17 protein-coding genes, 2 tRNA genes and 3 rRNA genes are annotated in these 26,667 nt (G+C 53.4%); 7 read left to right on the forward strand and 15 right to left on the reverse strand.

Annotation, left to right across the window (positions count from 1 at the left end; all coding sequences use genetic code 11):
* Positions 1-156: 156 nt before the first annotated feature.
* The 12 genes from J4864_RS10200 to J4864_RS10255 form a co-directional block, all read right to left on the reverse strand.
* The gene (locus J4864_RS10200) at positions 157-900 is read right to left on the reverse strand and encodes an inorganic diphosphatase (RefSeq protein ID WP_211814799.1); all 744 of its coding nucleotides are present in this window, start codon (positions 898-900) and stop codon (positions 157-159) included.
* 282 nt (positions 901-1,182) lie between these two features.
* Positions 1,183-2,541 (reverse strand): glucose-6-phosphate isomerase, encoded by a 1,359-nt coding sequence (locus tag J4864_RS10205; protein ID WP_211814800.1) that lies wholly within the window; start codon positions 2,539-2,541, stop codon positions 1,183-1,185.
* A 6-nt stretch (positions 2,542-2,547) separates the two neighbouring features.
* Positions 2,548-3,543 carry an NAD(P)H-dependent glycerol-3-phosphate dehydrogenase gene (locus J4864_RS10210; RefSeq protein WP_211814801.1) on the reverse strand — a complete coding sequence of 332 codons (996 nt, stop codon included), beginning with the start codon at positions 3,541-3,543 and terminating at the stop codon, positions 2,548-2,550.
* Between the two features lie 230 nt (positions 3,544-3,773).
* Entirely contained in the window at positions 3,774-5,510 is a 1,737-nt protein-coding gene (lysS, locus tag J4864_RS10215; RefSeq protein ID WP_211814802.1) for a lysine--tRNA ligase, read from the reverse strand.
* A 460-nt stretch (positions 5,511-5,970) separates the two neighbouring features.
* Positions 5,971-6,423: a DUF4293 domain-containing protein gene (locus tag J4864_RS10220; protein ID WP_211814803.1), complete on the reverse strand. Its 453-nt coding sequence runs from the start codon at positions 6,421-6,423 to the stop codon at positions 5,971-5,973.
* Between the two features lie 2 nt (positions 6,424-6,425).
* Entirely contained in the window at positions 6,426-6,767 is a 342-nt protein-coding gene (locus J4864_RS10225; protein WP_007367336.1) for a DNA-directed RNA polymerase subunit omega, read from the reverse strand.
* A gap of 32 nt (positions 6,768-6,799) precedes the next feature.
* On the reverse strand, positions 6,800-7,624 hold the full coding sequence (locus J4864_RS10230) for an outer membrane protein assembly factor BamD (protein WP_211814804.1): 825 nt from the start codon (positions 7,622-7,624) through the stop codon (positions 6,800-6,802).
* A gap of 94 nt (positions 7,625-7,718) precedes the next feature.
* Positions 7,719-7,916, reverse strand: coding sequence for a hypothetical protein (locus J4864_RS10235; RefSeq protein WP_211814805.1), 198 nt, complete (start codon positions 7,914-7,916; stop codon positions 7,719-7,721).
* 457 nt (positions 7,917-8,373) lie between these two features.
* A complete protein-coding gene (locus J4864_RS10240; RefSeq protein WP_211814806.1) occupies positions 8,374-9,462 on the reverse strand; it encodes a helix-turn-helix domain-containing protein in 1,089 nt (362 codons plus the stop codon).
* Positions 9,459-10,580, reverse strand: a complete 1,122-nt coding sequence (locus tag J4864_RS10245; protein ID WP_246479450.1) for a helix-turn-helix domain-containing protein — start codon at positions 10,578-10,580, stop codon at positions 9,459-9,461. Before J4864_RS10245 ends, J4864_RS10240 begins: the two co-directional genes overlap by 4 nt.
* Positions 10,581-10,590: 10 nt before the next feature.
* Positions 10,591-11,622 (reverse strand): helix-turn-helix transcriptional regulator, encoded by a 1,032-nt coding sequence (locus J4864_RS10250; protein WP_246479451.1) that lies wholly within the window; start codon positions 11,620-11,622, stop codon positions 10,591-10,593.
* Positions 11,623-11,799: 177 nt separating this feature from the next.
* Positions 11,800-12,003, reverse strand: coding sequence for a hypothetical protein (locus J4864_RS10255; RefSeq protein ID WP_211814809.1), 204 nt, complete (start codon positions 12,001-12,003; stop codon positions 11,800-11,802).
* 351 nt (positions 12,004-12,354) lie between these two features.
* On the opposite strand from J4864_RS10255, the gene J4864_RS10260 reads away from it, so the two are divergent.
* The 7 genes from J4864_RS10260 to rrf all read left to right on the forward strand — a co-directional run bounded on the left by J4864_RS10260 (position 12,355) and on the right by rrf (position 23,186).
* Positions 12,355-15,900: a hypothetical protein gene (locus J4864_RS10260; RefSeq protein WP_211814810.1), complete on the forward strand. Its 3,546-nt coding sequence runs from the start codon at positions 12,355-12,357 to the stop codon at positions 15,898-15,900.
* A gap of 9 nt (positions 15,901-15,909) precedes the next feature.
* Positions 15,910-16,104 (forward strand): hypothetical protein, encoded by a 195-nt coding sequence (locus J4864_RS10265; RefSeq protein WP_007367345.1) that lies wholly within the window; start codon positions 15,910-15,912, stop codon positions 16,102-16,104.
* Positions 16,105-17,943: 1,839 nt separating this feature from the next.
* A 16S ribosomal RNA gene (locus J4864_RS10270) occupies positions 17,944-19,476 on the forward strand.
* A 138-nt stretch (positions 19,477-19,614) separates the two neighbouring features.
* Positions 19,615-19,688 (forward strand) — tRNA-Ile (locus tag J4864_RS10275).
* Positions 19,689-19,710: 22 nt separating this feature from the next.
* Positions 19,711-19,784 (forward strand) — tRNA-Ala (locus tag J4864_RS10280).
* 220 nt (positions 19,785-20,004) lie between these two features.
* A 23S ribosomal RNA gene (locus J4864_RS10285) occupies positions 20,005-22,906 on the forward strand.
* A 167-nt stretch (positions 22,907-23,073) separates the two neighbouring features.
* Positions 23,074-23,186 (forward strand): 5S ribosomal RNA (gene rrf / locus J4864_RS10290).
* Together the 16S, 23S and 5S rRNA genes with 2 tRNA genes alongside form the textbook arrangement of a ribosomal RNA operon.
* A 236-nt stretch (positions 23,187-23,422) precedes the next feature.
* On the opposite strand, the gene J4864_RS10295 is transcribed toward rrf, so the two are convergent.
* From J4864_RS10295 to J4864_RS10305, 3 genes are all read right to left on the reverse strand, one after another.
* Positions 23,423-23,917, reverse strand: coding sequence for a gliding motility lipoprotein GldH (locus J4864_RS10295; RefSeq protein ID WP_211814811.1), 495 nt, complete (start codon positions 23,915-23,917; stop codon positions 23,423-23,425).
* A complete protein-coding gene (ricT, locus tag J4864_RS10300; RefSeq protein WP_211814812.1) occupies positions 23,914-25,254 on the reverse strand; it encodes a PSP1 domain-containing protein in 1,341 nt (446 codons plus the stop codon). The genes J4864_RS10295 and ricT overlap by 4 nt, the downstream gene beginning before the upstream one ends.
* 139 nt (positions 25,255-25,393) lie before the next feature.
* On the reverse strand, positions 25,394-26,533 hold the full coding sequence (locus J4864_RS10305; protein ID WP_211814813.1) for a DNA polymerase III subunit: 1,140 nt from the start codon (positions 26,531-26,533) through the stop codon (positions 25,394-25,396).
* Positions 26,534-26,667: the final 134 nt, after the last annotated feature.

The raw sequence follows: 26,667 nt of genomic DNA on the forward strand, positions 1-26,667 counted from the left end.
TATGGATGAGTGACGGCGGCGGTCCGTCATCCGTAAGGGAAAACAATGCCTCTGCGAGTGGATCGTCTCCTGCCATTGTCGGCTTTCTCTTTCGGCGCATAGTCCGTTGCAGTCCTTCACGGGAAAAGGAAATCCTGCCCGCAAAAAGGAGGGAAACTATTGGAATTTATTGATAACCTGCCTGTAGAATACCTGTTCCCAATTGTCCGCAAAGGCACGGATGGTAGGGAAGAGTAGGTCGGCTCCTTCCTCTAAAAGGGCGGCGTCGGGGAGCGGACCGCTGTTGACAGCCACCGTGTAGCAGCCGGCAGCCACACCGGCACGTACTCCGAGCGGTGCATTCTCGACGACGATGCCCTCTGACGGTGCATAGCCGCCGGCTTTCCGGAGTCCCGTCAGATAGGGGTCGGGAGCCGGTTTCCCCCGCTTCACATCAAAGGCCGTCGTTATCTGGTCGGGGGCGACATATTCGGCGAAGTCGCGTGTGATGCGTTCGATGAGGGGACGCTGTGCGCTTCCCGTCACGATTCCTATCTTCAGTCCGCTGGCCTTGATCTTCCGCATGAGGTCTGTTACGCCATCGAAGATCTTTGCTTCCGGCATCTCATGGAAGTAACGTGCCTTCACATCGTATATCTTCTGCGCCTCCGCTTCGCTCAGTTCCTTGCCGAGCTGTGCCTTTGCATACCTGCGGATGGTATCGACTCCGCGTGCCCCTTCCGTCGCATACGAATCTTCGAGGGTGAAGTGGATGCCGAACTCCTTCATGGCGCGCTGCCAGGCAATGCCGTGGTTGGGCATTGAGTCATAGAGGACACCGTCCATGTCGAAGAGGACGGCCTTGAAACCGTTGCGAGCCCCTCCGGCGGAGGGGATGTCTTGCTGTTGATGGGATAACATTTTTACTTTCTTTCTTTCATGATCTGTTATTGTCTCCACAATGAGGGGGTGTCAAAATGTAGAACAGGGAGGAGAATCCTTTCATAGGGATTGGCTCTGCCGGCTGTCATCAACCCAAACAACCGCTATCATTGAGCTTTTTGTTCTTTGATAGCGGTTGTTCTTTACGGATGACAGTTGATCCCAGAAGGAGGGGGCTCCTGACGCACCTTTGTGGGGGAGGTCTTCCAGCTGGCCGCCTCCTCTGTATCCCCCTCTCTCGGAAGAGATTGGGTGAGGCGTTTATTTCTCCTTGGTCAGCCGCTCCTGGATGGCTTTGCTTTCAGCCTCGTAGCCCGGCTTGTTGAGGAGTGCAAACATGTTCTTCTTGTAAGCCTCGACACCCGGCTGGTTGAAAGGATTCACCTCCTGGACAAGACCGCTGATGCCGCAGGCCTTCTCGAAGAAGTAGATAAGCTGACCGAGATAATACTCGTTCAATGCCGGAACACTGATACGGATATTCGGTACGCCACCGTCAACGTGTGCCAGACGGGTACCCAGTTCCGCCATTTTGTTCACCTCGTCAACACGCTTCCCTTCAAGGAAGTTCAGTCCGTCAAGATTCTCATCATCATGCGGGAAGAGGAGCTTGGCGTCAGGCTGCTCCACGGAGATTACCGTCTCGAAGATGGAACGTTCGCCCTGCTGAATCCACTGACCCATCGAGTGCAGGTCGGTCGTGAAGTCGCAGGCTGCAGGGAAGATGCCCTTGTGGTCCTTGCCCTCGCTCTCGCCGTAGAGCTGCTTCCACCACTCTGCAAAGAAGTGGAGCTTCGGCTGGAAGTTGGCGACAATCTCGATCTTCTTGCCTGCCTGCGAGTACAGTCCCTGCCGTACCGCAGCGTATCGGGCAGCGATATTGCTTGCAAAAGGAACGTCGTTTGCAGTCTCTTTCTCCATCTGCTGCGCGCCTTCGACGAGTTTCTTCACATCGAAACCGGCTACGGCAATCGGCAGCAGACCTACCGGGGTGAGGACGGAGAAGCGGCCGCCGACGTTGTCAGGAATAATGAAGGTCTTGTAACCTCCCTTGGTGGCAGCGGCACGCGCAGCTCCCTTGTGCTCGTCGGTGATGGCCACGATGACTTCCCGGGCAGCTTCCTTGCCCAGCTGGTCCTCACACTGTTTCTTCAAGAGACGGAAAGCAAGGGCGGTCTCTGTCGTCGTTCCCGACTTGGAGATATTGATGACACCGAACTTCTTTCCTTTCAGGTAAGCTGTCAGCTCAGCAAGATAATCCTCACCGATATTGTTTCCTGCAAAGAGGATAGTAGGATTCTTCTTGTCGTTGACAAGCCATGCGAAGCTGTTGCCCAAGGCCTCGATGACGGCACGGGCACCGAGGTAGGAACCGCCGATACCTGCGACGACAACCACCTCGCACTTCTCACGGAGCGTATCGGCTACTGTCTGGATCTGACCGAGGAACTCCGGCGTGATGCTCGACGGCAGATGCAGCCATCCGAGGAAGTCATTGCCAGGGCAAGTAGCCTTCTCCAGTGCTTCCTGTGCGGCAGCCACATGAGGAGCATAAGCCTCTACTGCGCCCGGATTCAAGAACTGGGCGGCTTTTGAAATGTCTAACTTAATACTTTCCATTTGCGTTTATCTAAATGAGTCTGTTAATAATTTTATTTCAATCTGCGGGCTGATGCGCTCGTAGAGGATATTGTAGACGGCATCGAGAATGGGCATATTGACGTGCAGCCGCCGGTTGATTTCCTTCATGCACTTCGTTCCGAAGTAGCCTTCGGCGATCATCTCCATCTCAATCTGCGCCGACTTGACGCTGTATCCCTTGCCGATCATCGTACCGAAAGTATGGTTGCGCGAGAACCTGCTGTACCCTGTCACCAGCTGGTCGCCGAGATACACGCTGTCGATGATGGACCGCCGGATGGGATTGATCGTATTGAGGAAACGTTCCATCTCCTGCATGGCGTTCGACATGAGTACCGCCTGGAAGTTGTCGCCGTACTTCAGACCGGAACAGATGCCGGCCGCTATGGCATAAACGTTCTTCAGGACGGAAGCATACTCTATGCCCAGGACGTCCGGCGAGGTCTTGGTCTTGACATAGCCGGAAGCCAGCACCTCCGTGAAGGCACGTGCCTTGTCGAGGTCTGCACAGCCCACGGTAAGATAGGTGAGCCGTTCCATGGCGACCTCCTCAGCGTGCGAAGGACCTCCGATGACAGCGAGATTGTCGTACGGGACACCGTAAGCCTCGTGGAAATACTCAGAGCAGACGAGGTTTTCGTCAGGTACGATTCCCTTGATAGCCGTCACGACCAGTTTCGTACTTAGCTTTGTCCTCAGTTTCTTCAGCAATGCTTTCAGGTAGGGAGAAGGCGTGACGAACACCAGCGTGTCGTATTCCTGTACGATCCTGTTGATGTCGGAAGAGAAGGCGATCTCGTCCAGATTGAACCGAACGGCAGTAAGGTAAGCCGGATTATGCCCTCTCCGCCGGAACTCCTCTATCCTGTCGTCGCGCCGGAAATACCAGCCGATATGGTGCGTATGTTCCACGACAATCTTGGCGATAGCCGTTGCCCAGCTGCCGCTTCCGATGATTGCTATTTTACCGAGGTCGAACATAACTTTCAAAAGTAAAAAGGTAAATAAGGTGAAAAGATAAAAGGGTGAAAAGCAAGAAAGTAAAGTAGGCGGGCGATACATCATGGCCTGACATTTTCGCAACAGTCCTGCTTTCTGCCTCCCCTGTTACATCTTAGCTTATACCTCCCCTTGTCATCATCTTTCCATCCTTTCTTTTACTTTCACCTTTTCACTTTCTTACTTTTCACCTTTTTTACTTTTTTACCCTTTTACTTTTCTTTTGCTCTCTCAATCCACTGCTGGATCTCGTCAACAGAAGGCTTCTCGTATCCGAGCTTGTACTTCTTGTTGATTTCACCGAGTTTCTGCTGCAGGCCCTGTGCCTTCTCGTCCTTGATGTCGGAGATGAGGTTGAAACCGGCCTTGCGCAGCACATACACCCAGGATTCTGCCACGCCCAGCTCTGCCCACTCCTTGACGGACGACTGCGGAATCTTCGGTTCCGGCTTCATCTGCGGGAAGAGCAATACCTCCTGGATGTACTCCTTGCCGGTCATCAGCATTACCAGACGGTCGATACCGATGCCGATACCGGAGGTCGGCGGCATGCCGTACTGCAGCGCACGGAGGAAGTCCTGGTCGATGATCATCGCCTCGTCGTCTCCCTTGTCGGCCAGGTGCATCTGGTCGAGGAATCGCTCCTCCTGATCGATCGGGTCGTTCAGCTCGGAATAAGCATTCGCCAGTTCCTTGCCGTTTACCATCAGCTCGAAACGCTCTGTCAGCCCCGGCTTGGAGCGGTGCATCTTCGTCAGCGGCGACATCTCGACAGGATAATCGGTGATGAAGGTCGGCTGGATGAACGTCCCCTCACAGAACTCGCCGAAGATTTCGTCAATCAGTTTCCCCTTGCCGAAGCTCTCGTCAATGCCTTCCAGCTTCAGTTCGTCCACGGCGATGTGGCGGATTTCCTCCTCCGACTTGCCGGCGAGATCGAAGCCCGTCTTCTCCTTGATGGCGTCGAGGATAGGCAGCCGGCGGAAAGGAGCCTTGAAACTGATGGTCTTGTCGCTCATCTGCACCTCCGGCTTTCCGTTCACTTCCGTGCAGATCTTCTCCAGCAGCTGCTCGGTGAACGACATCATCCAGTTGTAGTCCTTGTACTGGACATATAGCTCCATGCAGGTGAACTCCGGGTTGTGGAAGCGGTCCATACCCTCGTTGCGGAAGTTCTTTCCGATTTCATAGACACCTTCAAATCCTCCGACAATCAGCCGCTTCAGGTAAAGCTCCGTGGCGATACGCATATACATATCGATGTTGAGCGCATTGAAATGGGTGATGAACGGACGTGCGCTCGCACCGCCGGGAATGCTCTGCAGCGTCGGTGTCTCCACCTCCGTATATCCCGCCTCGTCGAAGAAGCGGCGCATCGTACGCAGGACGGTGGCGCGCTTGAGGAAAGTATCCTTCACGCCGTCGTTCACGACGAGGTCGACATAACGCTGGCGGTAACGCTGCTCGGGGTCTTCAAATTTGTCGTATGCCTCGCCGTCCTTGTACTTGACGACCGGCAGCGGCTTCAGACTCTTCGACAGCAGCGTGATTTCCTTGGCATGAACAGAAATCTCGCCCATCTGTGTCTTGAAGACGAAACCCTTGATGCCGATGAAGTCGCCGATGTCGAGCAGCTTCTTGAATACCTTGTTGTATAAGTCTTTATCCTCACCCGGACAGATGTCGTCACGGGTGATGTAAACCTGGATTCTGCCCTTGCTGTCCTGTATCTCTGCGAAGGAGGCTTTGCCCATGACACGGCGCCCCATCATACGGCCGGCGATGACGACCTCACGCTGCTCGCCCTCCTTGAACTGCGCCTTGATGTCAGTAGAGTAAGCATTGGTGGGGAACTCTGCTGCCGGATAGGGGTCAATGCCCATCGCACGCAATTCCTGCAGGCTCTGGCGACGGCCGATCTCCTGCTCCGATAATTCTAAAACGTTCATATTGATGATTAAATCGAATATATATTCTTACTGTCTGCAAATTTACTAAATTATTCGCAAACCATGGCTGCTTTTGCCTTTTTTTGATTCTTCCGTCAAATGTGTAGATGTCTGCCGTGCAGAACGCATGATATCAGTTGAAGACTCGTCTTGTCCTCTCACGAATAGAAAAGTTCCGGCCTGACGGGTGTGGTTTCTGCCCGCCGGGCACTCCCATGCGGTTCGGGCTGTACCCGGGAAGGTGCCTGCATGGAGGCTGGGGAGAGGCATTGGGACTCCGGTTCCCGGCCGTCGGGAATGACATTCCCAGCCGTTGGGAACCAGAGTCCCGGTGGCCGGGAACCGTGTTCCCAGACGGCGGTACCGGACCTTGGAGCGATGTGCCTTGGCGCAGACCCAAAAGAGACAGCCCCGGACGGTGCGGACCGTCCGGGGCTGTCTCTCCCAAGGGCTGTTTTTCTTATCGTATTCTGTCGGCCGCCCTCACCAGGGCCTCATCTGCAAGAATCGCATGGCGGGCAAGCCACAGGAGGATGAAGGCGACGAGCGGCAGGCAGGCGGCGAACGCCACGTGGAACGTGAAGCCTGTCATAAGCACCTGACTGAACACGCCGTAGACGATATACCAGCCTGCGATCATCAGCATGGAGAACATGCAGAAGCGTGCCTGACGCCTGCGGTTATGATAATCGAAAATCGCAAAAAGATCCATCGGGCACGTCACCAGCAGGATGGCGAACAATGCCCATACATTGAAGTTCTTTCCGCCGTCCGCATCGCTCAGCCAGAGGTTCATCAGCTGGTTTTCCGTACCCATCCCCTCCGGTTCGAAGCTGCCGACAGGCAGGCACAGGCAGGCGATGGTGACAAGCAGGGCGAGGAGCAGGAAGACCGTTTGTTTCCGTTGTATCATGATCAGTATTCTTCTTCGTTCAGGGCATCCTTAGAAGGATCACGCCAGTAGACCTCTCCCTCCAGGAACTCCTGTGTGGCGAGCAGGGTCGGTTTCGGCAGCTTCTCGTAATAGCGGCTGATCTCGATCTGCTCGCGGTTCTCGAAGACCTCGTCGAGCGAGTCGTTGTAAGAAGCAAATTCTGCAAGTTTCTTGCTCAGGTCCTGTTTGATCTCAACCGAAATCTGGTTGGCTCTCTTTGCAATGATCGCAACACTCTCGTAGATGTTGCCGGTCTCTTTCCAAAGTTCCTGAACATCCCGGGTTACCGTATTCGACGGTGCTTTTGACTTCCTGTAATCCATTCTTGTTGTCTATGTTTTTAAGTCTGTTATTCTTAATCCTTTGTGATTTCCTTACATTTCCGGATATACTCCTCGGCGGTCTTCCGTTCCTTGGAGTCGGGGTATTCATTGATGAATCCGTAGCATTCATCCTCGGCGTCCTGGAAGCGCTGCAGCTTCTTGGCCTCGACGCTCATCTGTGCCAGCTCGAACTTGCTCTTCATGACGAGAACGGCGAAGTCCTCGCGCATATTGCTGTAAGGATAGTCGTTCAGGGCATTCTGCGCCGTGATGATGCACGCCTCGTAGTTGTTGCCGCCGCTGGTGCAGTTGCCGAAATAAGAGCCGAGGTTGTAGTACAGTTTCGCACTGAGATACTCCTTTCGGATGAGTTTGTCCTGCAGGGCGAACAGCCGCTGCTGGGCCGTTCCCTTCAGCTTTCCGTTCGGATAGATGTCAAGATAATCCTGAAAGGCGGCAATGGCCGCGACGGTAGGGGTCTGGTCGAGCCGCGGCTCCGGTGTCCCCTCAAAGAGGCTCTGTCCGATGTAGAACGATGCCATCTCGGCATACTGTCCGCGCGGATAGGTCTGGTAGTATTTCTTGAAAGTCTCCGAGGCGGCCTGATAGTCTTTCAGCCCGTATTCCGCCATTCCCAGCATGTAAAGACATTCCTGGGCGTTGTCTGTTCCTTTCTCTACGGTGACGAGATCCTGCAGCAGCGGCACGGCGAAGCCGTACTTGCCTTTTGCAAAGCATTCTTTTGCAAACTCATACTTATAATCATTGTTGGTTGTCTTGTAGACCTGATTATATTCATGGGCGCAACCTGTAAGGAGCAGCACTGCACAGAGGCCGGCGAGGATTCTTTTCTTCATAATCTGATTTTGAAGTGCAAAGTTACATATTATTCTATAAATACGCAAAGGAGGTTTGGTTTTTTAGCAAAAAATCACGGCTAAAAAACAAAAATTAGTAGAACACCGTTTCTGTTTTGAGTTTCAAGTGATTATGTCTGCCGTCCTGCCAGATGGCATGGATGAAAGAAAGAGTGTAGGAGAGGCGGATTGGAGAAACGGGAGCGTTCTTCACCCCCTGCGGTATTGCCCTCCGGTCTTTCACCTGCCGCCGCACGTTCTTTTCATCATCTTCTTTCTTGCGTTTTGCCATGCACGCTGTGTCCTGCAGATATTTGCTTTTCTGAACGGTGCATGCTTTGATTTCTATTGACTGCCGCCCGTTGGGCATTTTCGCATAAGACGGTCATTCACAGCAGTGCGTATGCCTGCACAGGATCTGTCTTCCTGCCGATGTGTTGATGCCTGACACCGCTCGTGTGGATGCCCGTCACCCGTCGTGTTGAGGGCGCACGCGCAGTCGGTCTGCCGTCTGGACGGGGCCAGCTTGTGGCAGAAGGCAAGGGCTGGCGTTCTTCATTTGCTGATGGGAGCTTGCTTCCCCCGTGACAATGAGTGCGCTGCCGGTTGAAAGGAAATCACGCATCCCCCATGACCTTTAGGCTTTACAGGACGCAGACAGTGTAAGGCGCGTTCTGAAGGTTCCACGCTGGTCCGTCGTTGACAAGGGCATTTGATATTTGCCGGAATCGGGAATGTCTCCCCGCTGTTTACGGCTTCCCCTTGTCCCCTTGCTTTTTTCTCCATTGCTGCGGTGTCATCCCTTCCAGGGCAGTGAAGAGGTGGGAGAAGTTGCTGACGGATGAAAAGCCACAGGCCAGAGCAGCCTCCGTGATGCTGAGTGAAGCATTTTCTGCAAGCATCTGCTTGGCTTCTTTCAGGCGCAGCTGGGACAGCCAGGTGCCGAAGGGCATGTTCAGCTCCATGTTGATGTATTGTGAGAGATAGGTGCGGTTGGTATGCAGCTGGTGTGCCACATCGTTGAGTGTCAGCTGGCTCTTCATGTACCGCTTCTCACTTGTCCACTGCCGTATGTCGGTTTCTATCTTCCTGTTTTTCTTCTGTTGCCTTGAGAGTGCGGAGGGTTGTCGTCCCTGTGCTTCCTTTTCAAAGTGCATGGCATAGTTGAGAAGGGAGACAAAAAGGTAGCAGGGGTAGATGGCAAAGCCGGACAGCAGCAGAAGGGCGATCTTCTTGCTGACCATCATGACGGCGACTCCCGTTACTCCAATGGCGATGCCCCAGTACATGGAACGTTGCAGCCACTGTATGAAAGCATTGACAGAAGGCTGTTTCTTCTGTGTCCTTGTCTGTCTGTTGAGCGATTTCCGCATCATCCGGCAGAGGATGACGGTCTCTGCGAGGAAAACCGTTGAGACGACGACAAGTAGGGTGAGGCGGATGGCACTGCCGCCGAATCCTCCTCCCCACAGGAGGATGATGCAGGCGATGGCGGGGAGGAAATTGCGTTCCAGGTGTTCCGGCCTGATGTTCTCTTGGCGTATGATGGAGCTGAATGCCATGATGAACAGGACAAGGGCAGGGTACAGCGCACCCAGGCTGATTGCGACGGAATAGTAAAGAGACTGTTCTCTGAGACGGAAGTACCAGTGAATGAAGCAGAGGGCAGAAGCCAGCAGCAGACCTGTGGCGATGGCATAACGGGCCTGTCGGTAGCATTTGTCGGCGTCGTGGTTGGGAAAGACCGTGAAGACCAGGCTCAGTGCGAATATGCACGGAGTAATCGTCAGATAAAGCAGTATGTAGTAATAGATGCTGTCGAAGAGCGGGCTGTTCATTCTGTATCCTCCTTTCCTTCGGCTTGTGTTGTTTTCCTGTACCGGTTCTGTCTGCGCCATAGCTTTGGCGATAGTCCTTCATGCGCCTTGAAGTAATGGCTGAACGCCGAGGCCGACGTGAATCCTGCTGCCTCCGCAATCTGCTCCATGGTCATTATGGCATCGGATGCCAGCAGCGACTTGGCTTTCCTGAGCCGGATACGTCCTATCCACTCTGTGAAGGTCGTGTCCAGATACGTGTTGAGATAGAGTGAGAGATAGGCGCGGTTGGTGCCAAGCTGGCGGGAGACATCGTTGATCGTGATGTTCTTTGTCAGGGCTCCGGGCGTTTCCTGCCAGCGTCGGGTATGCCGCTGGAGTTTCTCTATGGTGCTTTTGCTGAGCCTTCCGTTCTCCTGCGGCAGCCCGACTGCCAGTGCGACGAAATCGACATTGAACATGTAATTGATGAACGACAGGAACACGTAGATGGCTGAGAGAAAGCAGAGCGTCTTGTGAATGGCTATTCCCCAGTGCGGAAAGAAGGGTGCGGAACAGCTTGAGATTCCCAGGATAACAATCAGCGTTACCGAGCTTGAGAGACGGGTTATGGACTGCTTGAAGTTGTCAGCATAGAAGTTGTCCATCTTCTGCTGTGCCTTCTGGTAGTAGCTGTAGAAACGGATTCCGAAAAGGCAGACCGTCACCAGAAGCACTGCCGTCACCGCAATGCGGCTTGCCAGACTGAAGACACCGCCAGTGACAGCTCCGGAGAAGAGGGCGGAAAGGCTGCCGGCAAGAAGCAGGATGTTGAGGAATACCTTCTTGCGGGTGATGTAGTCAGGCTGGACAAACGGGATATAAGTCATGGAAAGCAGTACTGCCACAACAAGGTACAGACCCAGGCCGATGACTCCCAGCTGCGGAATCCGGCAGATGCCCTCCTCTGTCAGCCAGTAGAGAAAAGGATCCAGGGAGAAAAGCAGGAAGTCGATGGCGAGCAGGTGACGTGCCCTTGTATAGATAGGGTAGGTTGGCTTCTTGTGTTTCTGAAGCGCAAGAAGGCATATACCCAAGGTGACAAGCGTGGCCCATTCGGTAAACAGGAGACTGTTGAAGAGGTTTATCTGCTGGTTCATGGCTGTTTCTTTAGACGGTTGCATCTTCCCTTCTTGCCAGTCGTCCGGCTGCCCGCCACTGGCTGATGCGGCTGCTGAAGCCCGACTGTCGGGCTATCTCGTCCTGACTGGCTTCCGGGTGTTCGTCAGCATAGCGGGCCGCGTAGGCCAGCCGCAGCCGGTTGATGTAATTATAGAATCCTCCGAACTCCTGTTTGAAGACCTTTGAGACATAGGTCCGTCCGTAGTCGGTCTGTGCCGCCACGGAGGCAAGTGTCAGATGGGGATTGAGAAAGCCTTGCCTCCGCTCTACGATCTCGAGAATGTCTGCCTTTATCAGGTTCACCCTTTCCGCACTGATGCTTACAGTATTCTCCGGCTCGTTGTAATCGGGTTGTGGAATGAGATGCTTTCGCTTGATGTATTGTGCTATCACCTCGTCCAGTTTCTGCATGGCATCTGCATTGCTGCGGTTGGGGTGGAGGGAGGCAAGCAGGATGACGATATGCCAGCCGCTGAGCAGGAAGTCGAAGCAGGCTTTCAGCAGGCGGCTGTCCGCGAAAAGTACGATCCAGCCTGTCAGCGTGTAGGCCAGTGGCTGCCAGATAACGTAATTGGCGAAACGTACCGGGAACTCTTCCTCGTTGGAGTAGTTGTCCCGGTTGTATTCATTGGTCTTGCGATAGAGCCAGAAGGTCGAATAGACAAGATAGCCGAAAAGGAATGCGCCGATGCCGGTTCCGATGTAGGTTATCTGGTTGATTTGTTGTTCAGAAAGATTTTTCGGGACAATGCTCAGGACAAAGAGTAGCAGGACTGTCAGTATCGGAACTGATGCTATCAGGTGCAGCTTGTGTTTCTCCCGTTTATAGCCTGAAGGGTCAAAGTACTTGTGGAACAGCATTATCCATGTCGTCGGCATGACGAGAATACCGTAGAACTTTACCAGTATCCACGTCTCTGTACGCATCGGATGGAATACGTATGGAAACATGATGACGGTGAGGAGGAGAAAGAAAATGCTTATTTTCCGTGCGGGGAAGAACTGGTCTGCATATTTCACATAGGGAGAGCATACGTGTCCCCATCTTATTGCTGCGAAAAAGATGCAGGAAAGGATAAAGGAATAACACCCCAGGGAATATATCAAGTTGTGATCCATACACAGGTTCTTTGATTTTATTATTGTGTCAGGCCAGGCGGTATGCCCTTTACGGCTGTTGGCTATGGCTGGGCAAATTTAATAAAAAAAACAACACAATGTTGCTTTCCCCGGTTTAGTTTTATCTTTATGGGTGGTTGCCTCAGCAGTTTCTTCTGCCTCCTCAGTAGTTTCTTCTGCCTCCTCAGTAGTTTCTTCTGCATCCTCAGTAGTTTTTTCAGCAACTTCAGCAGTTTCTTCAACTGCTTTGTCTCCCCCGCCATAGATTCTGGTCTGTGCCATTGTATAGTACTTATTGTAACGTTTTTTTGTACGAATTGACGGTTTCAATTCTGTAAATTTAATTTCATAATTAGTTGAATAACCGTCAAAATGTGTGTATGCGCATATTAGTCAATATTGCGAAATCAGTTGTCTGTAAAGGCTTTTGGAGGGTCTGGAATATTTTCCTAAATTTGTGAAATCAATGTTTCAACTTAAAGGGTTGTCTGAAAAAATCAGTATGAAATTACTTTGATATTCATGAGACCAATACAAATATTTACGAACTTAAATTAAGTTTTTATGAAGCATCTGTCTTTATTAAAATTAAAAAGGAGGGGACGAAGGCTGAACCCGTTTCAGCGTGTGGTGATGTTATTGACACTACTTGTCTCTTTTTCCGTCTCTAAAGCGCAGAACGTAACCATCAGTCCCAGTTCTGGAAAGCTGGTCGCAGCTCTGACCTATGACAACGAGATCGGTTTCCAGCATGGCTGGAGTTCTCTGTGGCGGCACAACCAGCTGCCGCTGACGCTTACAGTCTCCGACAAGACGGACCTGGTGGAAGGCGGACAGCTGAAAGACCCGGCAGGAAACATCTCTCTGGATGCCGGGCAGGGAATGTATGTCATAATGGGTGGAAAGAACGTTACGACCAGTATGAACATTTCCCTGCCCAAAGGCTTCCGCTTTACCGGCTACCGCATCGTACTGCTGAACAACGTTAATCGGAAAACGGTCAACACCATGCCGATTGCCAGCATGAACAAGGTAATGTACGAAACGGATGAAAAGTTTGATATTAATCGTCCAAAAGCGAAAACAGATGTAATGGGAGGAAGCAATGAGTCCAAGGAGTATGTCATTGAACGGACCAGCAGGGTTGACACTGATATGGGCAACAACCTTTACTTCTACTTCTGGCGGCAGCGGGACGAGTTCTATGGCGTTACCATCAAGTCGTGCGAGCTGTACTTCACGGCGGAAGGGCCTTTCCAGGCCAATGTGGCGCCGGGGTCGCCTTCCATGATCATCAAGGACGGTGTCAACATGGTGGATGTTCCTTTCGCCACCAGCAAACTGGACCTGGGTGTAATCAAACCGAACAGCAAGAGCGGTGTGACCTATTTCAGCTACGACTACCGGAATGTCAGAGAGCTTATGGCGAACAACCATCTCTATCAGCAGGATGCCGTCACAAATGACAGAAAGCTGCCGGCAGCAGCCAAGGCGGGTGACATCCAGGCGCTCAGCAACGACGGGAAACTCTATTATGCTGTGGGCAATAACACCTACTATATAGAGACACCCATCTCGACCAGGTCGCAGGACGAAACAGACATCCCGCTGGGGTATCGTATCACGGGTGCCAAGATCAACTATCATTATGGTACATCGGCAGGGGAAGGAAGTGTCAGTCATGACGATGGCTTCTATATCACGGCAAAAGAAAGAAAAACCTTTGTTACTAAGACTTTCTATCTTCAGCCAGATGGCAAGTGGATGGAAAACAGGCCGGTGGTCTGGACAATGAACGTTACAGGTAATCTCTATAGCGAGGAACGTTATCTGTATGTTCATTATGCAAATGGAACGTATTATCTGTATCCGACCCAAAGTCCTGCACAGGCTTCTGTGTTTCAGAAGGATGGTGATCATATCAGAAGGCTGATTGATGGCAAGACTTTGTACATCTCTATGCCTGACCGCAGGGGCAACGCCCAGCTGCAAGAAAGGGGCAATTCTTTTGCCACCTACTCGCAGGCACATGGACAGACTGTCAACCCGGGCTTCACGCCTTCACCGTACACACTGAAGGTCTATGGAACGGACAAGGATACTCCTTACAAGGAGGTGAAGGTAACCGCAGGGGCTGACGGAACCATCGATGTGCCCAATCTGAACAACGATGCTGTCAAGTTCGAGGTCTCCGGTCTGGCTCCTGGTTCAAAGGCACTCGTCACCTTTGAACTGACACTCGAGGCACTGGACCCGTTCGTCAACTCCATCGACATCATCTGCCATTCACTGAAGGCAAACGGCCCTACGCTGATGCAGCAGTTCACCTCCAACGACTTCCAGGTCTCCGGCGGCAAGTTCCTTTTCTATGTGCCGAAGGACTTCATAGGTGACACGCAGCGGTGCAAATTCACCTTCGAGAACCTGTACAGCAAATATGGTGACAGCACTTATCCCGGTGGAACCCGCCATGCACGCTACTACTTTGTCAAGTCAGACTACTACAACAGCTTCGGCGACGGAAAGCAGTACACAGCTACGGGCAGGGAAGGAGCCGACATGAAGGTGAGCACCAAGATGTGTGGTGACAGACCTTTCAAGTACAGCAACATTGACGAGTTGGACAACGGTAATACCGGTGCGACACCGACCACATTGAAAGAGTATCCTTACTCTGAGGCACTCTATGGTGAGCAGGGCGGAACCTTTACGGAAGACATTGAGATTGCCGTCAACAATTCAAAGAAATGCTATCTCTTCACGGGAGACGAGACGCGATGGAACCTTGCTCCGACCACGGCAATGGAACACCGCTACTATGCCTACTACCTGATGGACATCGACCTCATCGTCAAGGACTACACAGCCAGGTGCGAGCTGACCAGGATTTACGACCACACCTGCTACAACCTCGACGGCAATGATACGGACAAGCCGATGTACGGCGGTAAGTTCATCGCACTTGATACGCAGACAGGGGCTAAGATTCCTACGGGCAATGCCTATCTGACGGTCCCGATGATGGAGAAGGCTCTCACGGAAGAGCTTGCCGCCAAGCATGCTACGGGGTATGAGGTGCTTTACCTCGACTATACCGACCTGTACTCTGTCCATATCCCGGAGAAGAAAGAGATGGACCGCATGAAGGGACTGCTGAACCCGAACTGTCTGATCTACTTCCCCGAGCGTTCCAACTACAATGAGGACAACTACGTGCAGAAGACGAAGAGCGGTGACTACCGTGCCTGCAAGAACATCGTCATCACCGACCGGCAGCCGTTCTATGCACCGTACAGGATTACCGTTCCCAACGAGAACTATGCGACCTACAGGCGCGAGATCACCATTCCGAAGAACGGAAAGGTGGCGAATGCGTCCATCATCCTGCCGTTCACGCTCTCACTGACAGACGGTGTCCACACCAATGCTACAGAGGATGCCTGTTCGTTCGAGGTGCTGAAGATGCACGAGACGGACTGTCTGTTCCTGAAGAACCCGGAGACGGCTTCTGCCCGCAACTATTATGCTTCGGCAAAGTTCGACCGGGTCGAGGGCATCAGCACCGAGGCGAATGTACCTTACATGGTCAAGGTCGTCAACGCTCCTGTGGATGAGACGATCTCCTTCATCGCTACACAGTACGGCGCGGATGTGATGGCATCTGCCGACAAACGGGATGCTTCCGGTTACACCTATCCTGGAGAAAAGGCGACCGGCACGATTGCCGGCGCCGTTTATCAGTTCAGCAACTGCGGATCCTATGCCGGCATGAAGCTGGAGAAAAATGCAGATAAGGTGTTCTACTTCTCCGGAGACAGATTCCTTAGTTCCAGGAATCTCCTCCCGGCGTATCCGTCAGTTTACGTTTATCCGTTCCGCGCCTGCTACCGCTACACCCGAAGCGGTCAGGGTGCTAAGGAGATGACCGGCTTTGATGTCGTTGCCGATTATGACAATACGGCAACAGGCATCACCGACCTCGGCCATGAAGCCGACCTTGTCGTCCGGACCGGAAAAGGGCACATCACGGCAACGGCTTCGAGGCCGGTCCGGCTCAATGTCTACAATGCAAACGGCATGAAGATTGAAGCAGTAATGCTTGATGCCGGTGAAGGCAGAACGATGAAGCTGCCGGCTGGATTCTATATCGTGAATGGTGTGAAAGTTGTTGTAAACTAAAAAAATAAGATGATGAAAAGAGCATATATTCCGCCCAGGATCTGGGAAGTCCCGGTAGTGGTAGAACTTCCGCTTGCTGCAGGTAGTGGCAGTGAAAACGACCATGCGGACAGCAAAGAAAACCCTCTGATGTTCGAGGAAGGTGAGGAGAGGACATTTTATAATCCGGATTGGACAAAGGTGAAAGGTGTCTGGAGTGATTGACGGAATGCGCGGAGCGATGATACCTGCCGTATCGGAGCTCCGCGCATTGTCGTAGGCAGGCGGGGTATAATTAAGTTGCGGATTTCTTAAATCCGCAGGAACAGCAGGCTCTTTTGATGGACTTGAATCCGGCTCTTGACGTTTCGGGCAGTCTTGCAGGTGTGTCAATGCTCAGGATTCAGGAACCCTTCTCTCCGATTAACAGTTTCAACCCCCTCATGAATGTCAAGACAACCGCAATTGGCGGGTTATTGGCTTTTGGGTAGCGGTTATCCTTTACGGTTGGCTGAAATTTCCCGCTTGAACTCAAAAAATACGCAAGTCATTGGAATAAAGAAAAAAGAAGAAAGAAGAAAGGCGCAGTGCAGAACTTCCGTGGTTAAGTCCAGTATAGTCTACCCAAATGTTTATACAATGGTATAAAGACAGAGTAGTTGCTCTAAGTCGGTTACGGGAAAGTGGAAATTATAGGATTAGGGTAGACTGTATGCTGCAAAAGCTGTCAATATAGGTGAGGTAACATATCCTATGGACATCGACAGCAATGTGATGAAAGGATTGGAACGGTTGCGGAATTAAGGAAGATAGGATCATAATAGTTTTCAGCTTAAAAAAGAGTTTCTTCCATTGAATGCATAGATTGGAAGAATAAAGGCTTATGTACCTGCAGGGTATGGCTGTCCGAAACCGGATGGTCTTAAAAAGGAGGATGAACTGAAAGATAAAGTGCAGGAAAGGTAAATAGATACGATGCCTGACCATCAGCCTGTCTTTCCGTCTTCCACAGACAACTTGTTTCCATACCATCGGTGTTTGTAAACTGTTTTCATGCAACGAAAAGCAACACATGCCCTTCTGGCTTCTGAAAGATGCCTGATTGACTTGCAACAGGTGCCCTTTCAGCGTGTTGCCAACGCCCTTTTGAAGTCCAATCAGGCACCTTTTACAAACGTCCTGATAACCAATTGATTTACTGCTGGATGCGGACTTGCTTTTTGCACGTGTTTTTTATATTTTCAGATGATTTGTTTGGAATTATGTAAAGGTTTTTCAAAATCCTGTCTGTATTTCCGACGTATTAAATAGAAAAGGCTTTTGTATCGGAGGATGATGATAGAATAGGCAGCTAAGACAGTCTTGCCTGTGTTTTTGTTGAATGGATCACTTCGGTTCTTCCCTTGAAGCTATACGGAAAGCATTCACGCATTTAAAGGAAGAATCCCCAAAGAGAGTTCCAGACATTTTTGTCTTCCTTTGCCTTCTGTTTTTTGAATAGAAGCAGTCCTTTTATTATTGGTCACCTTACCCATATCCGTTCCCTTTGGAATGTATTGCCTTATAAGTCCTGTTTGCCCCCTCTTCATCTATCTCTCCGGAAGGGTCTTATATTATAATGTGGAGGCTCGTTGCATAGCTGCTGAAGAAGAAAAATACATCTTTTTTGAAAAATAATCTCCGAAACATTTGGCGCGTATGTTTTTTCTTTATACCTTTGCACTCGCTTTACGAAACGAGCCGCACGGCTGGTATCGTCGGCACAGAAAGAAAGAGTTCTTTGAAAGGATTTACATAGACAGAGAAGTAGTACAAGAAGCGTCTGCGCGGCATGCATGCCGTGCGGACGGGTAAAAGAAACGAACCGATCAATTCGGCATCAGGGCAGGCATTCTGGCTTCCGCCATTCCGCCGTTCCGCCCTTTTGCTTTTTGAACGAGGTGCTCTTTGAGCTTGATAATTCGGTAAAGGCGTTCCGGGACAGAGATTATCCGAGGCCTGGATGACGGGACGGGGCTTTCGCTCCTGTCCGCTATCCGTCGTCCGGTCTTGTCATCACATTTTACAGTGGAGAGTTTGATCCTGGCTCAGGATGAACGCTGGCTACAGGCTTAACACATGCAAGTCGAGGGGAAACGGCGTTGAGTGCTCGCACTCTTCGGACGTCGACCGGCGCACGGGTGAGTAACGCGTATCCAACCTTCCCGTCACTGCGGGATAACCTGCCGAAAGGCAGACTAATACCGCATGGCCTTCACTGACGGCATCCGAGGTGAAGTAAAGCTTTTTTGCGGTGACGGACGGGGATGCGTCTGATTAGCTGGTTGGCGGGGTGACGGCCCACCAAGGCGACGATCAGTAGGGGTTCTGAGAGGAAGGTCCCCCACATTGGAACTGAGACACGGTCCAAACTCCTACGGGAGGCAGCAGTGAGGAATATTGGTCAATGGGCGGAAGCCTGAACCAGCCAAGTAGCGTGCAGGAGGACGGCCCTACGGGTTGTAAACTGCTTTTATGCGGGGATAAAGTGAGGGACGCGTCCCTTTTTGCAGGTACCGCATGAATAAGGACCGGCTAATTCCGTGCCAGCAGCCGCGGTAATACGGAAGGTCCGGGCGTTATCCGGATTTATTGGGTTTAAAGGGAGCGTAGGCCGGGGATTAAGTGTGTTGTGAAATGTAGGCGCTCAACGTCTGATGTGCAGCGCATACTGGTTCCCTTGAGTACGCGCAACGCCGGCGGAATTCGTCGTGTAGCGGTGAAATGCTTAGATATGACGAAGAACCCCGATTGCGAAGGCAGCCGGCGGGAGCGCAACTGACGCTGAAGCTCGAAGGTGCGGGTATCGAACAGGATTAGATACCCTGGTAGTCCGCACGGTAAACGATGGATGCCCGCTCTCGGCGCCTGGCGCCGGGGGCCAAGCGAAAGCGTTAAGCATCCCACCTGGGGAGTACGCCGGCAACGGTGAAACTCAAAGGAATTGACGGGGGCCCGCACAAGCGGAGGAACATGTGGTTTAATTCGATGATACGCGAGGAACCTTACCCGGGCTTGAATTGCAGAGGAAGGATTTAGAGATAATGACGCCCTTCGGGGTCTCTGCGAAGGTGCTGCATGGTTGTCGTCAGCTCGTGCCGTGAGGTGTCGGCTCAAGTGCCATAACGAGCGCAACCCCTCTCCCCAGTTGCCATCGGGTTATGCCGGGCACTCCGGGGACACTGCCGCCGCAAGGTGCGAGGAAGGTGGGGACGACGTCAAATCAGCACGGCCCTTACGTCCGGGGCTACACACGTGTTACAATGGCCGGTACAGAGGGCTGGCGTTCCGCGAGGCGCGCCGAATCTATAAAGCCGGTCTCAGTTCGGACTGGGGTCTGCAACCCGACCCCACGAAGCTGGATTCGCTAGTAATCGCGCATCAGCCACGGCGCGGTGAATACGTTCCCGGGCCTTGTACACACCGCCCGTCAAGCCATGAAAGCCGGGGGTGCCTGAAGTCCGTGACCGCGAGGATCGGCCTAGGGCAAAACTGGTGATTGGGGCTAAGTCGTAACAAGGTAGCCGTACCGGAAGGTGCGGCTGGAACACCTCCTTTCTGGAGCGGTCGTCTTTCCGCTTCATGCGACGGGAGCGTCTCGGGTTCGTTTCCCTTCCTGTGCTGCTCCGTCTCTGTCTTTTCGAATAAGAGAAGAGGAAGTCCGGCAGCGGAGGCCGCATAGCTTTCTTCCAACTCAGTCCTATAGCTCAGTTGGTTAGAGCGCCACACTGATAATGTGGAGGTCGGCAGTTCAAGTCTGCCTGGGACTACTTCCGTCCTTTCTCTTTTCCCGGGGGATTAGCTCAGCTGGCTAGAGCACCTGCTTTGCAAGCAGGGGGTCAACGGTTCGAATCCGTTATTCTCCACTTCCGGAGGGAACCGGTGCGGGTCCGGGGGATTCCATCCTCCCGTCCTCCTCCTTCTCTCTCCGCACGATCTTTGACATATTGACACAGGCAAGACTGTAAAGCAGAGCCGGTCTCCTCACGGAGTCCGGCGTTCTCCGGGGGTTTTTTCCCCCGGATGGAATCTGAAAGACAGCTGAAAGTATGAGCTGCATCCCCGCGTTTTCCCGCGGGGAAGGCGAAGAAAGTAAGAAAGGGCGCATGGCGGATGCCTTGGCTCACGGAGGCGATGAAGGACGTGATAAGCTGCGATAAGCCCCGGGTAGGTGCAAATGACCGTTGATCCTGGGATTTCCGAATGGGACAACCCGGCAGGCTGAAGGCCTGTCATCACCGCATCTGCGGTGAGGCGAACGGAGGGAACTGAAACATCTTAGTACCTCCAGGAAGAGAAAATAAACGAATGATTCCCCCAGTAGCGGCGAGCGAACGGGGAGTAGCCCAAACCGGCTGCGTAGCGATGCGCCGCCGGGGTTGTAGGACCGCGCCGTCGCACCCTGACTGTGAGGAGAACCCGCTGGAAAGCGGGACCGTAGCGGGTGACAGTCCCGTATCCGGAGCATGATGGGGCGTAGCGGTATCCTGAGTAACGCGGAACACGTGGAATTCTGCGCGAACCCGCCGGGACCATCCGGCAAGGCTAAATACTCCCGTGAGACCGATAGTGAACGAGTACCGTGAGGGAAAGGTGAAAAGCACCCCGCGAGGGGAGTGAAAGAGTTCCTGAAACCGTGCGCCTACAAGCGGTCGGAGCCGCGCGAGCGGTGACGGCGTGCCTTTTGCATAATGAACCTACGAGTTGCCGTGTCCGGCGAGGATAAGCGTCATGAGACGCGCATCCGCAGTGGAAGCGAGCCTGAAGAGGGCGTCGAGTCGGACGGGGCAGACGCGAAACCAAGTGATCTACACTTGCCCAGGCTGAAGTCCGGGTAACACCGGATGGAGGGCCGCACGGATAAGCGTTGAAAAGCTTCCCGATGAGGCGAGTGTAGGAGTGAAAGGCCAATCAAACTTGGAGATAGCTCGTACTCCCCGAAAGGCATTTAGGTGCCGCGTGCGGCGATATCCATGAGAGGTAGAGCGACCGATAGGTCGAGAGGGCTTCACCGCCTGTCGAGACCTGACGAACTCCGAATGCTCATGGACTGCAGCCGTGCAGTAAGGGGGCGGGTGCTAAGGTCCGTCCCCGAGAGGAGAAGAATCCAGACCGCCGTCTAAGGCCCCGGAATTCTGCCTGAGTTAGTCTAACGAAGTCTGGTCCCCGTGACAGCCAGGATGTTGGCTTGGAAGCAGCCATTCATTCAAAGAGTGCGTAACAGCTCACTGGTCGAGGGTCCGGGCGTGGATAATAATCGGGTATAAGGCAGATGCCGAAGGCGCGGGATAGCAATGTGCATTGCAAGTATCGGTAGGGGAGCATTCCATGGCCGCTGAATGGTGAGGGCGACCGATCCTGGAGGGCATGGAAAAGCAAATGTAGGTATGAGTAACGATAAAAAGGGTGGGATTCCCTTTCGCCGAAAGACCGAGGTTTCCCGGGCGATGCCAGTCAGCCCGGGGTCAGTCGGGTCCTAAGCCTCAGCCGAACGGCGATGGCGATGGCAGATGCGGTCAACATTCCGCAACTCGCATTATCAGTGACGTGGAGACGGAGCAGTGACACTGCCGCGCCCTGACGGAACAGGGCGTTTAAGTGCGTAGGCTTTGACAGCGGCAGGCAAATCCGCCGCTGGAGCTGAAACACGAAAGTACGGCTCTTCCTCCGGGAAGCGCCGAGCGCAGGTAACCATACTCCCGAGAAAATCCGCTAAACTTAATGGTACTGCGACCCGTACCGCAAACGGACACACGTGGTCGGGTAGAACATACTGAGGCGTTGAGAGATTCATGGTCAAGGAACTAGGCAAACTGACCCCGTAACTTCGGGATAAGGGGTCCTCGTGGCGACACGAGGCGCAGAGAATAGGTCCAGGCAACTGTTTAACAAAAACACAGGGCTGTGCGAACTCGAAAGATGAGGTATACAGCCTGACACCTGCCCGGTGCCGGAAGGTTAAGAGGAGACGTCACCAGCGATGGGAAGCGTCGAATTGAAGCCCCGGTAAACGGCGGCCGTAACTATAACGGTCCTAAGGTAGCGAAATTCCTTGTCGGGTAAGTTCCGACCTGCACGAATGGTGTAATGATCCGGACGCTGTCTCGACCATGATCTCAGTGAAATTGTAGTATCGGTGAAGATGCCGATTACCCGCGATGGGACGAAAAGACCCCGTGAACCTTTACTGCAGCTTAGCACTGACCTCGGTCATCCGATGTGTAGGATAGGCCGGAGGCTTCGAGGCGGGCGCGCCAGCGTCCGCGGAGCCGCCCTTGAAATACGGCCCTTCGGCTGTCTGAGGTCTAACGCGCCTGTGGCGCGGACACTGCTTGGCGGGCAGTTTGACTGGGGTGGTCGCCTCCAAAAGCGTAACGGAGGCTTCCAAAGGTGCCCTCGGGCCGATCGGTAACCGGCCTCATGGAGTGCAATGGCATAAGGGCGCCTGACTGGGAGGCAGACATGCCGAGCAGGTGGGAAACCAGGGCATAGTGATCCGGCGGACGTGCATGGAAACTCCGTCGCTCAAAGGATAAAAGGTACTCCGGGGATAACAGGCTGATCCCCCCCAAGAGCTCATATCGACGGGGTGGTTTGGCACCTCGATGTCGGCTCGTCACATCCTGGGGCTGGAGAAGGTCCCAAGGGTTGGGCTGTTCGCCCATTAAAGTGGCACGCGAGCTGGGTTCAGAACGTCGTGAGACAGTTCGGTCTCTATCTATCGTGGGCGTTGGAGTTTTGCGTGGTGCCGTCACTAGTACGAGAGGACCGTGGCGGACAGACCTCCGGTCAGCCGGTTGTGCCGCCAGGTGCACCGCCGGGTAGCTGAGTCTGGATCGGATAAGCGCTGAAAGCATCTAAGTGCGAAGCCGGCCGCAAGATTAGAACTCCTCATGAGGGCCGTCAGAGACGATGACGTTGATAGGGCGCAGGTGTAAAGACGGCGACGTCAAAGCCGAGCGCTACTAATTGCCCGAGACTTTCTTCCGGGTCTCCCCCGCCTTTCCGGCGCCGGGGAGGCCGGCGCTCACTCTTCCGGCTGTCCCCTCCCCCCTCCGGGGGACGGGTTCCTGTCCTGCCTGTGCGATACGTCACCCATACGGGCGCCGCGTCCCTGCGGAAGTGCATTCCGCGGGAGCGCCGTCCCGGAGACATTCAGGTGGTTATTGCGGCGGGGTCCCACCTCTTCCCATTCCGAACAGAGAAGTTAAGCCCGCCTGCGCCGATGGTACTGCAATGCAATGCGGGAGAGTAGGTGGCCGCCTCCTTTCAGACACGGGAGAGCCCCGGAGAGAAATCTCCGGGGCTCTCCCTTTTTCTGTTGGGGGCAGGCGGTGATAAGCCATGATAGGCGGTTATAGGGGGTCAGTCCTAAAACCCAGTTGCAAGTCTATCCTCTTAAGCACACAATTTCATAAGTATTTATTACGGGTCAGTAGAAAATAAGTAGTGATAGGCGATGATAGGCGATGATAATAGGGCGTTGGAAGATGATGGGAGCGGATTATTGCTGTGTCAGCCTGATACCGATGTCACTGATTCCGGGGACGGCATCCTGGCTCATGATATGGTGTACGGTAATGTGCAGAGAGTCGTTGCGGTTCAGGTGGAAAGATGTGACGGGGCGGCGTATCTCGGTGGTGCTGATACCGTTCTTTCCTTCCAGCATCCCTTTTTCATTGATTATTTTACAATTGATGGTATCATGGAAGATCACCTCCTGCTTCTTTCGATGCCTGTGACTGGTTACCTTGCGTTCCATGAGCAGGCTTATGCTGCGGTAGGGATAGGTCTGCGCAGCACGTATGCAGAGATCCAGCTGATAGGTTCCTTCCCACTGTCGCGGGATATTGAATGTGAGTGTGTCGCTGCGTGTCCAGCCCTGGAGCGAAACGCTCTCGTAGTGATCGTAGGTACGAGAATCGCTGCACGAGGCAGCACCTGCGACAGTCGCCGTAAGTGCAGCCATATATAATAAGGTGGAAACCTTAAGTCTCATTCCTGTGTTCTTTCCGTTTGCCGAGTTTGTCTGTTTTCGTTTTTCCGATCGGAAGCCGCCATCGTGGATCCGTTCTGCTGCTGTTCCGGATGCCGTCCGCTGTAAGGTCTCCGGTTGCCGTTTGGCATCCTGCGGTTGTCATTCTGGGGACGTCTTCTGTCGTTCTGTGTCTGGTAGGTGTTCTGTCCATCACGTGAATTGCGCCGGTTGGTCTGCTGTCCGTTGCCGCCCCGCTGCGGGTTGTTTTTCCTGCGTTTCTTTGCCTTGTCGAACCGGCTGAGGTCAGCGCCAGCCAGCAGGTCGACAGGTTTTTTGACAGGTCTGGCCTTTCCGTCTTCGAGGAGTGAGAGCGGTTTTTCGCCACGCCGGTTCATCTCTATGATTTCTCTGGCCCGCTCGGCGCTGATGGTCTCGAGGTTGGCCCCGAGGTTTTTGTCGGTAGAGTAGGTACACTGTCCGCTGAGGATATCGGTCTTGAAGAGATGGTATTCACCGTCCATTGTCTCCAGAAGCACCTCTTTGCTCGGCAGTTTCCGGGCAGCCTCCATGTAGTCGTCCACCTCATAGTTCAGACAGCATTTCAGCTTGGCACACATACCCGCCAGCTTGGTGGGATTGAGGGAAAGGTCCTGGATTCTCGCTGCCGTAGTAGAGACACTGGAGAAGTTCTTCATCCACGTAGCACAGCAAAGTTCGCGTCCACAAGGCCCCGTGCCTCCGATGCGTCCGGCTTCCTGCCGTGCCCCGATCTGCTTCATCTCGATGCGCACATGGAAGGCTGCTGCGAGGTCTTTGATGAGCTGGCGGAAGTCCACCCGCTCGTCGGCGATGTAATAGAAGATGGCTTTGTTGCCGTCGCCCTGATACTCCACGTCGCCGATCTTCATCTTCAGCCCCAGTCCCTTGGCAATCTGCCGGCTTTCGATCATCGTTTTGTGCTCACGTGCCTTGGCTTCATGATACTTCTGCATATCCACCTCCTTTGCAAGGCGGTAGACACGCTTGATGTCGTCGGGCGACTTCACGCAGGAGGTTTTCTTTATCTGCAGCTTGACGAGCCGTCCCGTCAGTGTGACGACCCCGATGTCGTGTCCGGGATTGGCCTCCACGGCCACGATGTCCCCTTTCTTGAGGTCGAGGTTGTTGACATTGTGGTAGTAGCCCTTCCGGGTATTCTTGAACTGCACCTCGACGAGATCAGTGGTCTGGTTGTTGCCCGGGATGTCGGCCAGCCAGTCGAAAGTGTTCAGCTGGCGGTCCTGTCTGCCGCAGCCTTTATGGCATAGGCCTCGGTCACATCCGTGCCAGACCTTGAATTTCATATCTTTGTAATCCATTGTTTTTTATATTGGGAAGCCCCCGGATTCCTCGGAGAGAGGAGATGTGGCGGGCGTTGATAAGCGATGATAAGCAATAATAAGCAGTGATGAGGGGGGACGTTGATAAGCGATGATGGCTGCCGGCTGCCGATTTCATTTACTTCTTCAGCAGCAGGACAATGAGCTTCAGTGCCATGTCGTAGAGGACGATCTTGGCATTTGCATTCTGTCCTATGTCCCGGCCGGCCCGCTGGAACAGTTCGTTGATTTCGATGACGTTCGCTTCATTGATGAACCGGGCGAAGTTCTTTGCAAAGTTCTCCTCCTCCAGTGTCATGTAGTTGAGTTCCGGATTGCGGAAGTTGAACATGAAGTTCTCTCGTACCTGCTGCTGGAAATAGACAAGCATACGTCGTTCCTTTTCGCGTCCGTAGCCTGCCGTCACCTCGCTCCATCGCTTGAGGTCCTTCACGTTGCGGAGGTAGCAGAGGCGCATGAGCATCTGGAACATATTGAGGAACTCGCGGCTTTCATTGCCGGTGTCCAGCGACTCCAGGGCTTTCAGCCAGCTTCCGTGTGCGATGCGTGCAATGCGGTGTGCCGCATCGGCATCGATTCCTCTCCGTGCGATGAGCGCCTGTTCCACCGCTTCGTCGTCGATGCGTTTCACATCGATGCGCTGTGTACGGCTGACGATGGTCTCGAGCAGCTTCTCCGGTTCTTCGCTTACCATGAGGAAGACGGTGCCCTGCGGGGGCTCTTCGAGGAGTTTCAGCAGCTTGTTGGCCGAGGTGAGATTCATCCGTTCAGGTCGCCAGATAATGGCGACCTTGTATCCTCCCTGACTTGATTTCAGTGCCAGTACACGTGCCAGTTCATCGCTCTCGGCCCCCGTGATGATGGCCTGCTGCGTGGTCGCTCCCATCTGCTTCATCCACTGGTTCATGGTGAAGTAGGCTCCCTGCATGATGAGAGCATGCCATTCCTTGGCAAAATCGCTGCTCACGGGCTGGTGTTCGCTGCTCATGCCGGGCAGTTTTATGGTGGGGTAGGAGAAGTGAAGGTCGGGATGTTCCCACTGCCGGAGCATGGCCCTGGCGTTGGAGACAGAGGTCGGAACGGTGTCTCCGGCTTCGTCACCGGCAAGCAGATAGCAGGCAAACGCCATGGCAAGCGCCATCTTGCCTGTCCCCTCTGGACCGCAGAAGAGCAGTGCGTGCGGCAGTCGGTCTTCCTTCACCATCTGCACGAGCCTGCTGCTGACCGCATCCTGTCCTATGACATCCGAAAAGTCCATCTTCCCTCTTGTTTTATGTTATTATGTTATTGTCCTGTGATGCAGGCGGCATATTCCCGTCCATCCTGTCGTTCAGCAGCCTCTTTATGTCTGTTGTGCCGACGGCATCGGGCTACAAAGGTAGCAAATAAAAG

It is taken from the genome of Prevotella multiformis (genome assembly GCF_018127985.1).
Classification (GTDB): domain Bacteria; phylum Bacteroidota; class Bacteroidia; order Bacteroidales; family Bacteroidaceae; genus Prevotella; species Prevotella multiformis.

Bases quoted from the DNA above. Each gene is read 5' to 3' on its own strand.
- J4864_RS10200 (WP_211814799.1), bottom strand. From the start codon at position 900: ATGTTATCCCATCAACAGCAAGACATCCCCTCCGCCGGAGGGGCTCGC.
- J4864_RS10205 (WP_211814800.1), bottom strand. From the start codon at position 2,541: ATGGAAAGTATTAAGTTAGACATTTCAAAAGCCGCCCAGTTCTTGAAT.
- J4864_RS10210 (WP_211814801.1), bottom strand. From the start codon at position 3,543: ATGTTCGACCTCGGTAAAATAGCAATCATCGGAAGCGGCAGCTGGGCA.
- lysS (WP_211814802.1), bottom strand. From the start codon at position 5,510: ATGAACGTTTTAGAATTATCGGAGCAGGAGATCGGCCGTCGCCAGAGC.
- J4864_RS10220 (WP_211814803.1), bottom strand. From the start codon at position 6,423: ATGATACAACGGAAACAAACGGTCTTCCTGCTCCTCGCCCTGCTTGTC.
- J4864_RS10225 (WP_007367336.1), bottom strand. From the start codon at position 6,767: ATGGATTACAGGAAGTCAAAAGCACCGTCGAATACGGTAACCCGGGAT.
- J4864_RS10230 (WP_211814804.1), bottom strand. From the start codon at position 7,624: ATGAAGAAAAGAATCCTCGCCGGCCTCTGTGCAGTGCTGCTCCTTACA.
- J4864_RS10235 (WP_211814805.1), bottom strand. From the start codon at position 7,916: ATGGCAAAACGCAAGAAAGAAGATGATGAAAAGAACGTGCGGCGGCAG.
- J4864_RS10240 (WP_211814806.1), bottom strand. From the start codon at position 9,462: ATGAACAGCCCGCTCTTCGACAGCATCTATTACTACATACTGCTTTAT.
- J4864_RS10245 (WP_246479450.1), bottom strand. From the start codon at position 10,580: ATGAACCAGCAGATAAACCTCTTCAACAGTCTCCTGTTTACCGAATGG.
- J4864_RS10255 (WP_211814809.1), bottom strand. From the start codon at position 12,003: ATGGCACAGACCAGAATCTATGGCGGGGGAGACAAAGCAGTTGAAGAA.
- J4864_RS10260 (WP_211814810.1), top strand. From the start codon at position 12,355: ATGTTATTGACACTACTTGTCTCTTTTTCCGTCTCTAAAGCGCAGAAC.
- J4864_RS10265 (WP_007367345.1), top strand. From the start codon at position 15,910: ATGATGAAAAGAGCATATATTCCGCCCAGGATCTGGGAAGTCCCGGTA.
- J4864_RS10295 (WP_211814811.1), bottom strand. From the start codon at position 23,917: ATGAGACTTAAGGTTTCCACCTTATTATATATGGCTGCACTTACGGCG.
- ricT (WP_211814812.1), bottom strand. From the start codon at position 25,254: ATGGATTACAAAGATATGAAATTCAAGGTCTGGCACGGATGTGACCGA.
- J4864_RS10305 (WP_211814813.1), bottom strand. From the start codon at position 26,533: ATGGACTTTTCGGATGTCATAGGACAGGATGCGGTCAGCAGCAGGCTC.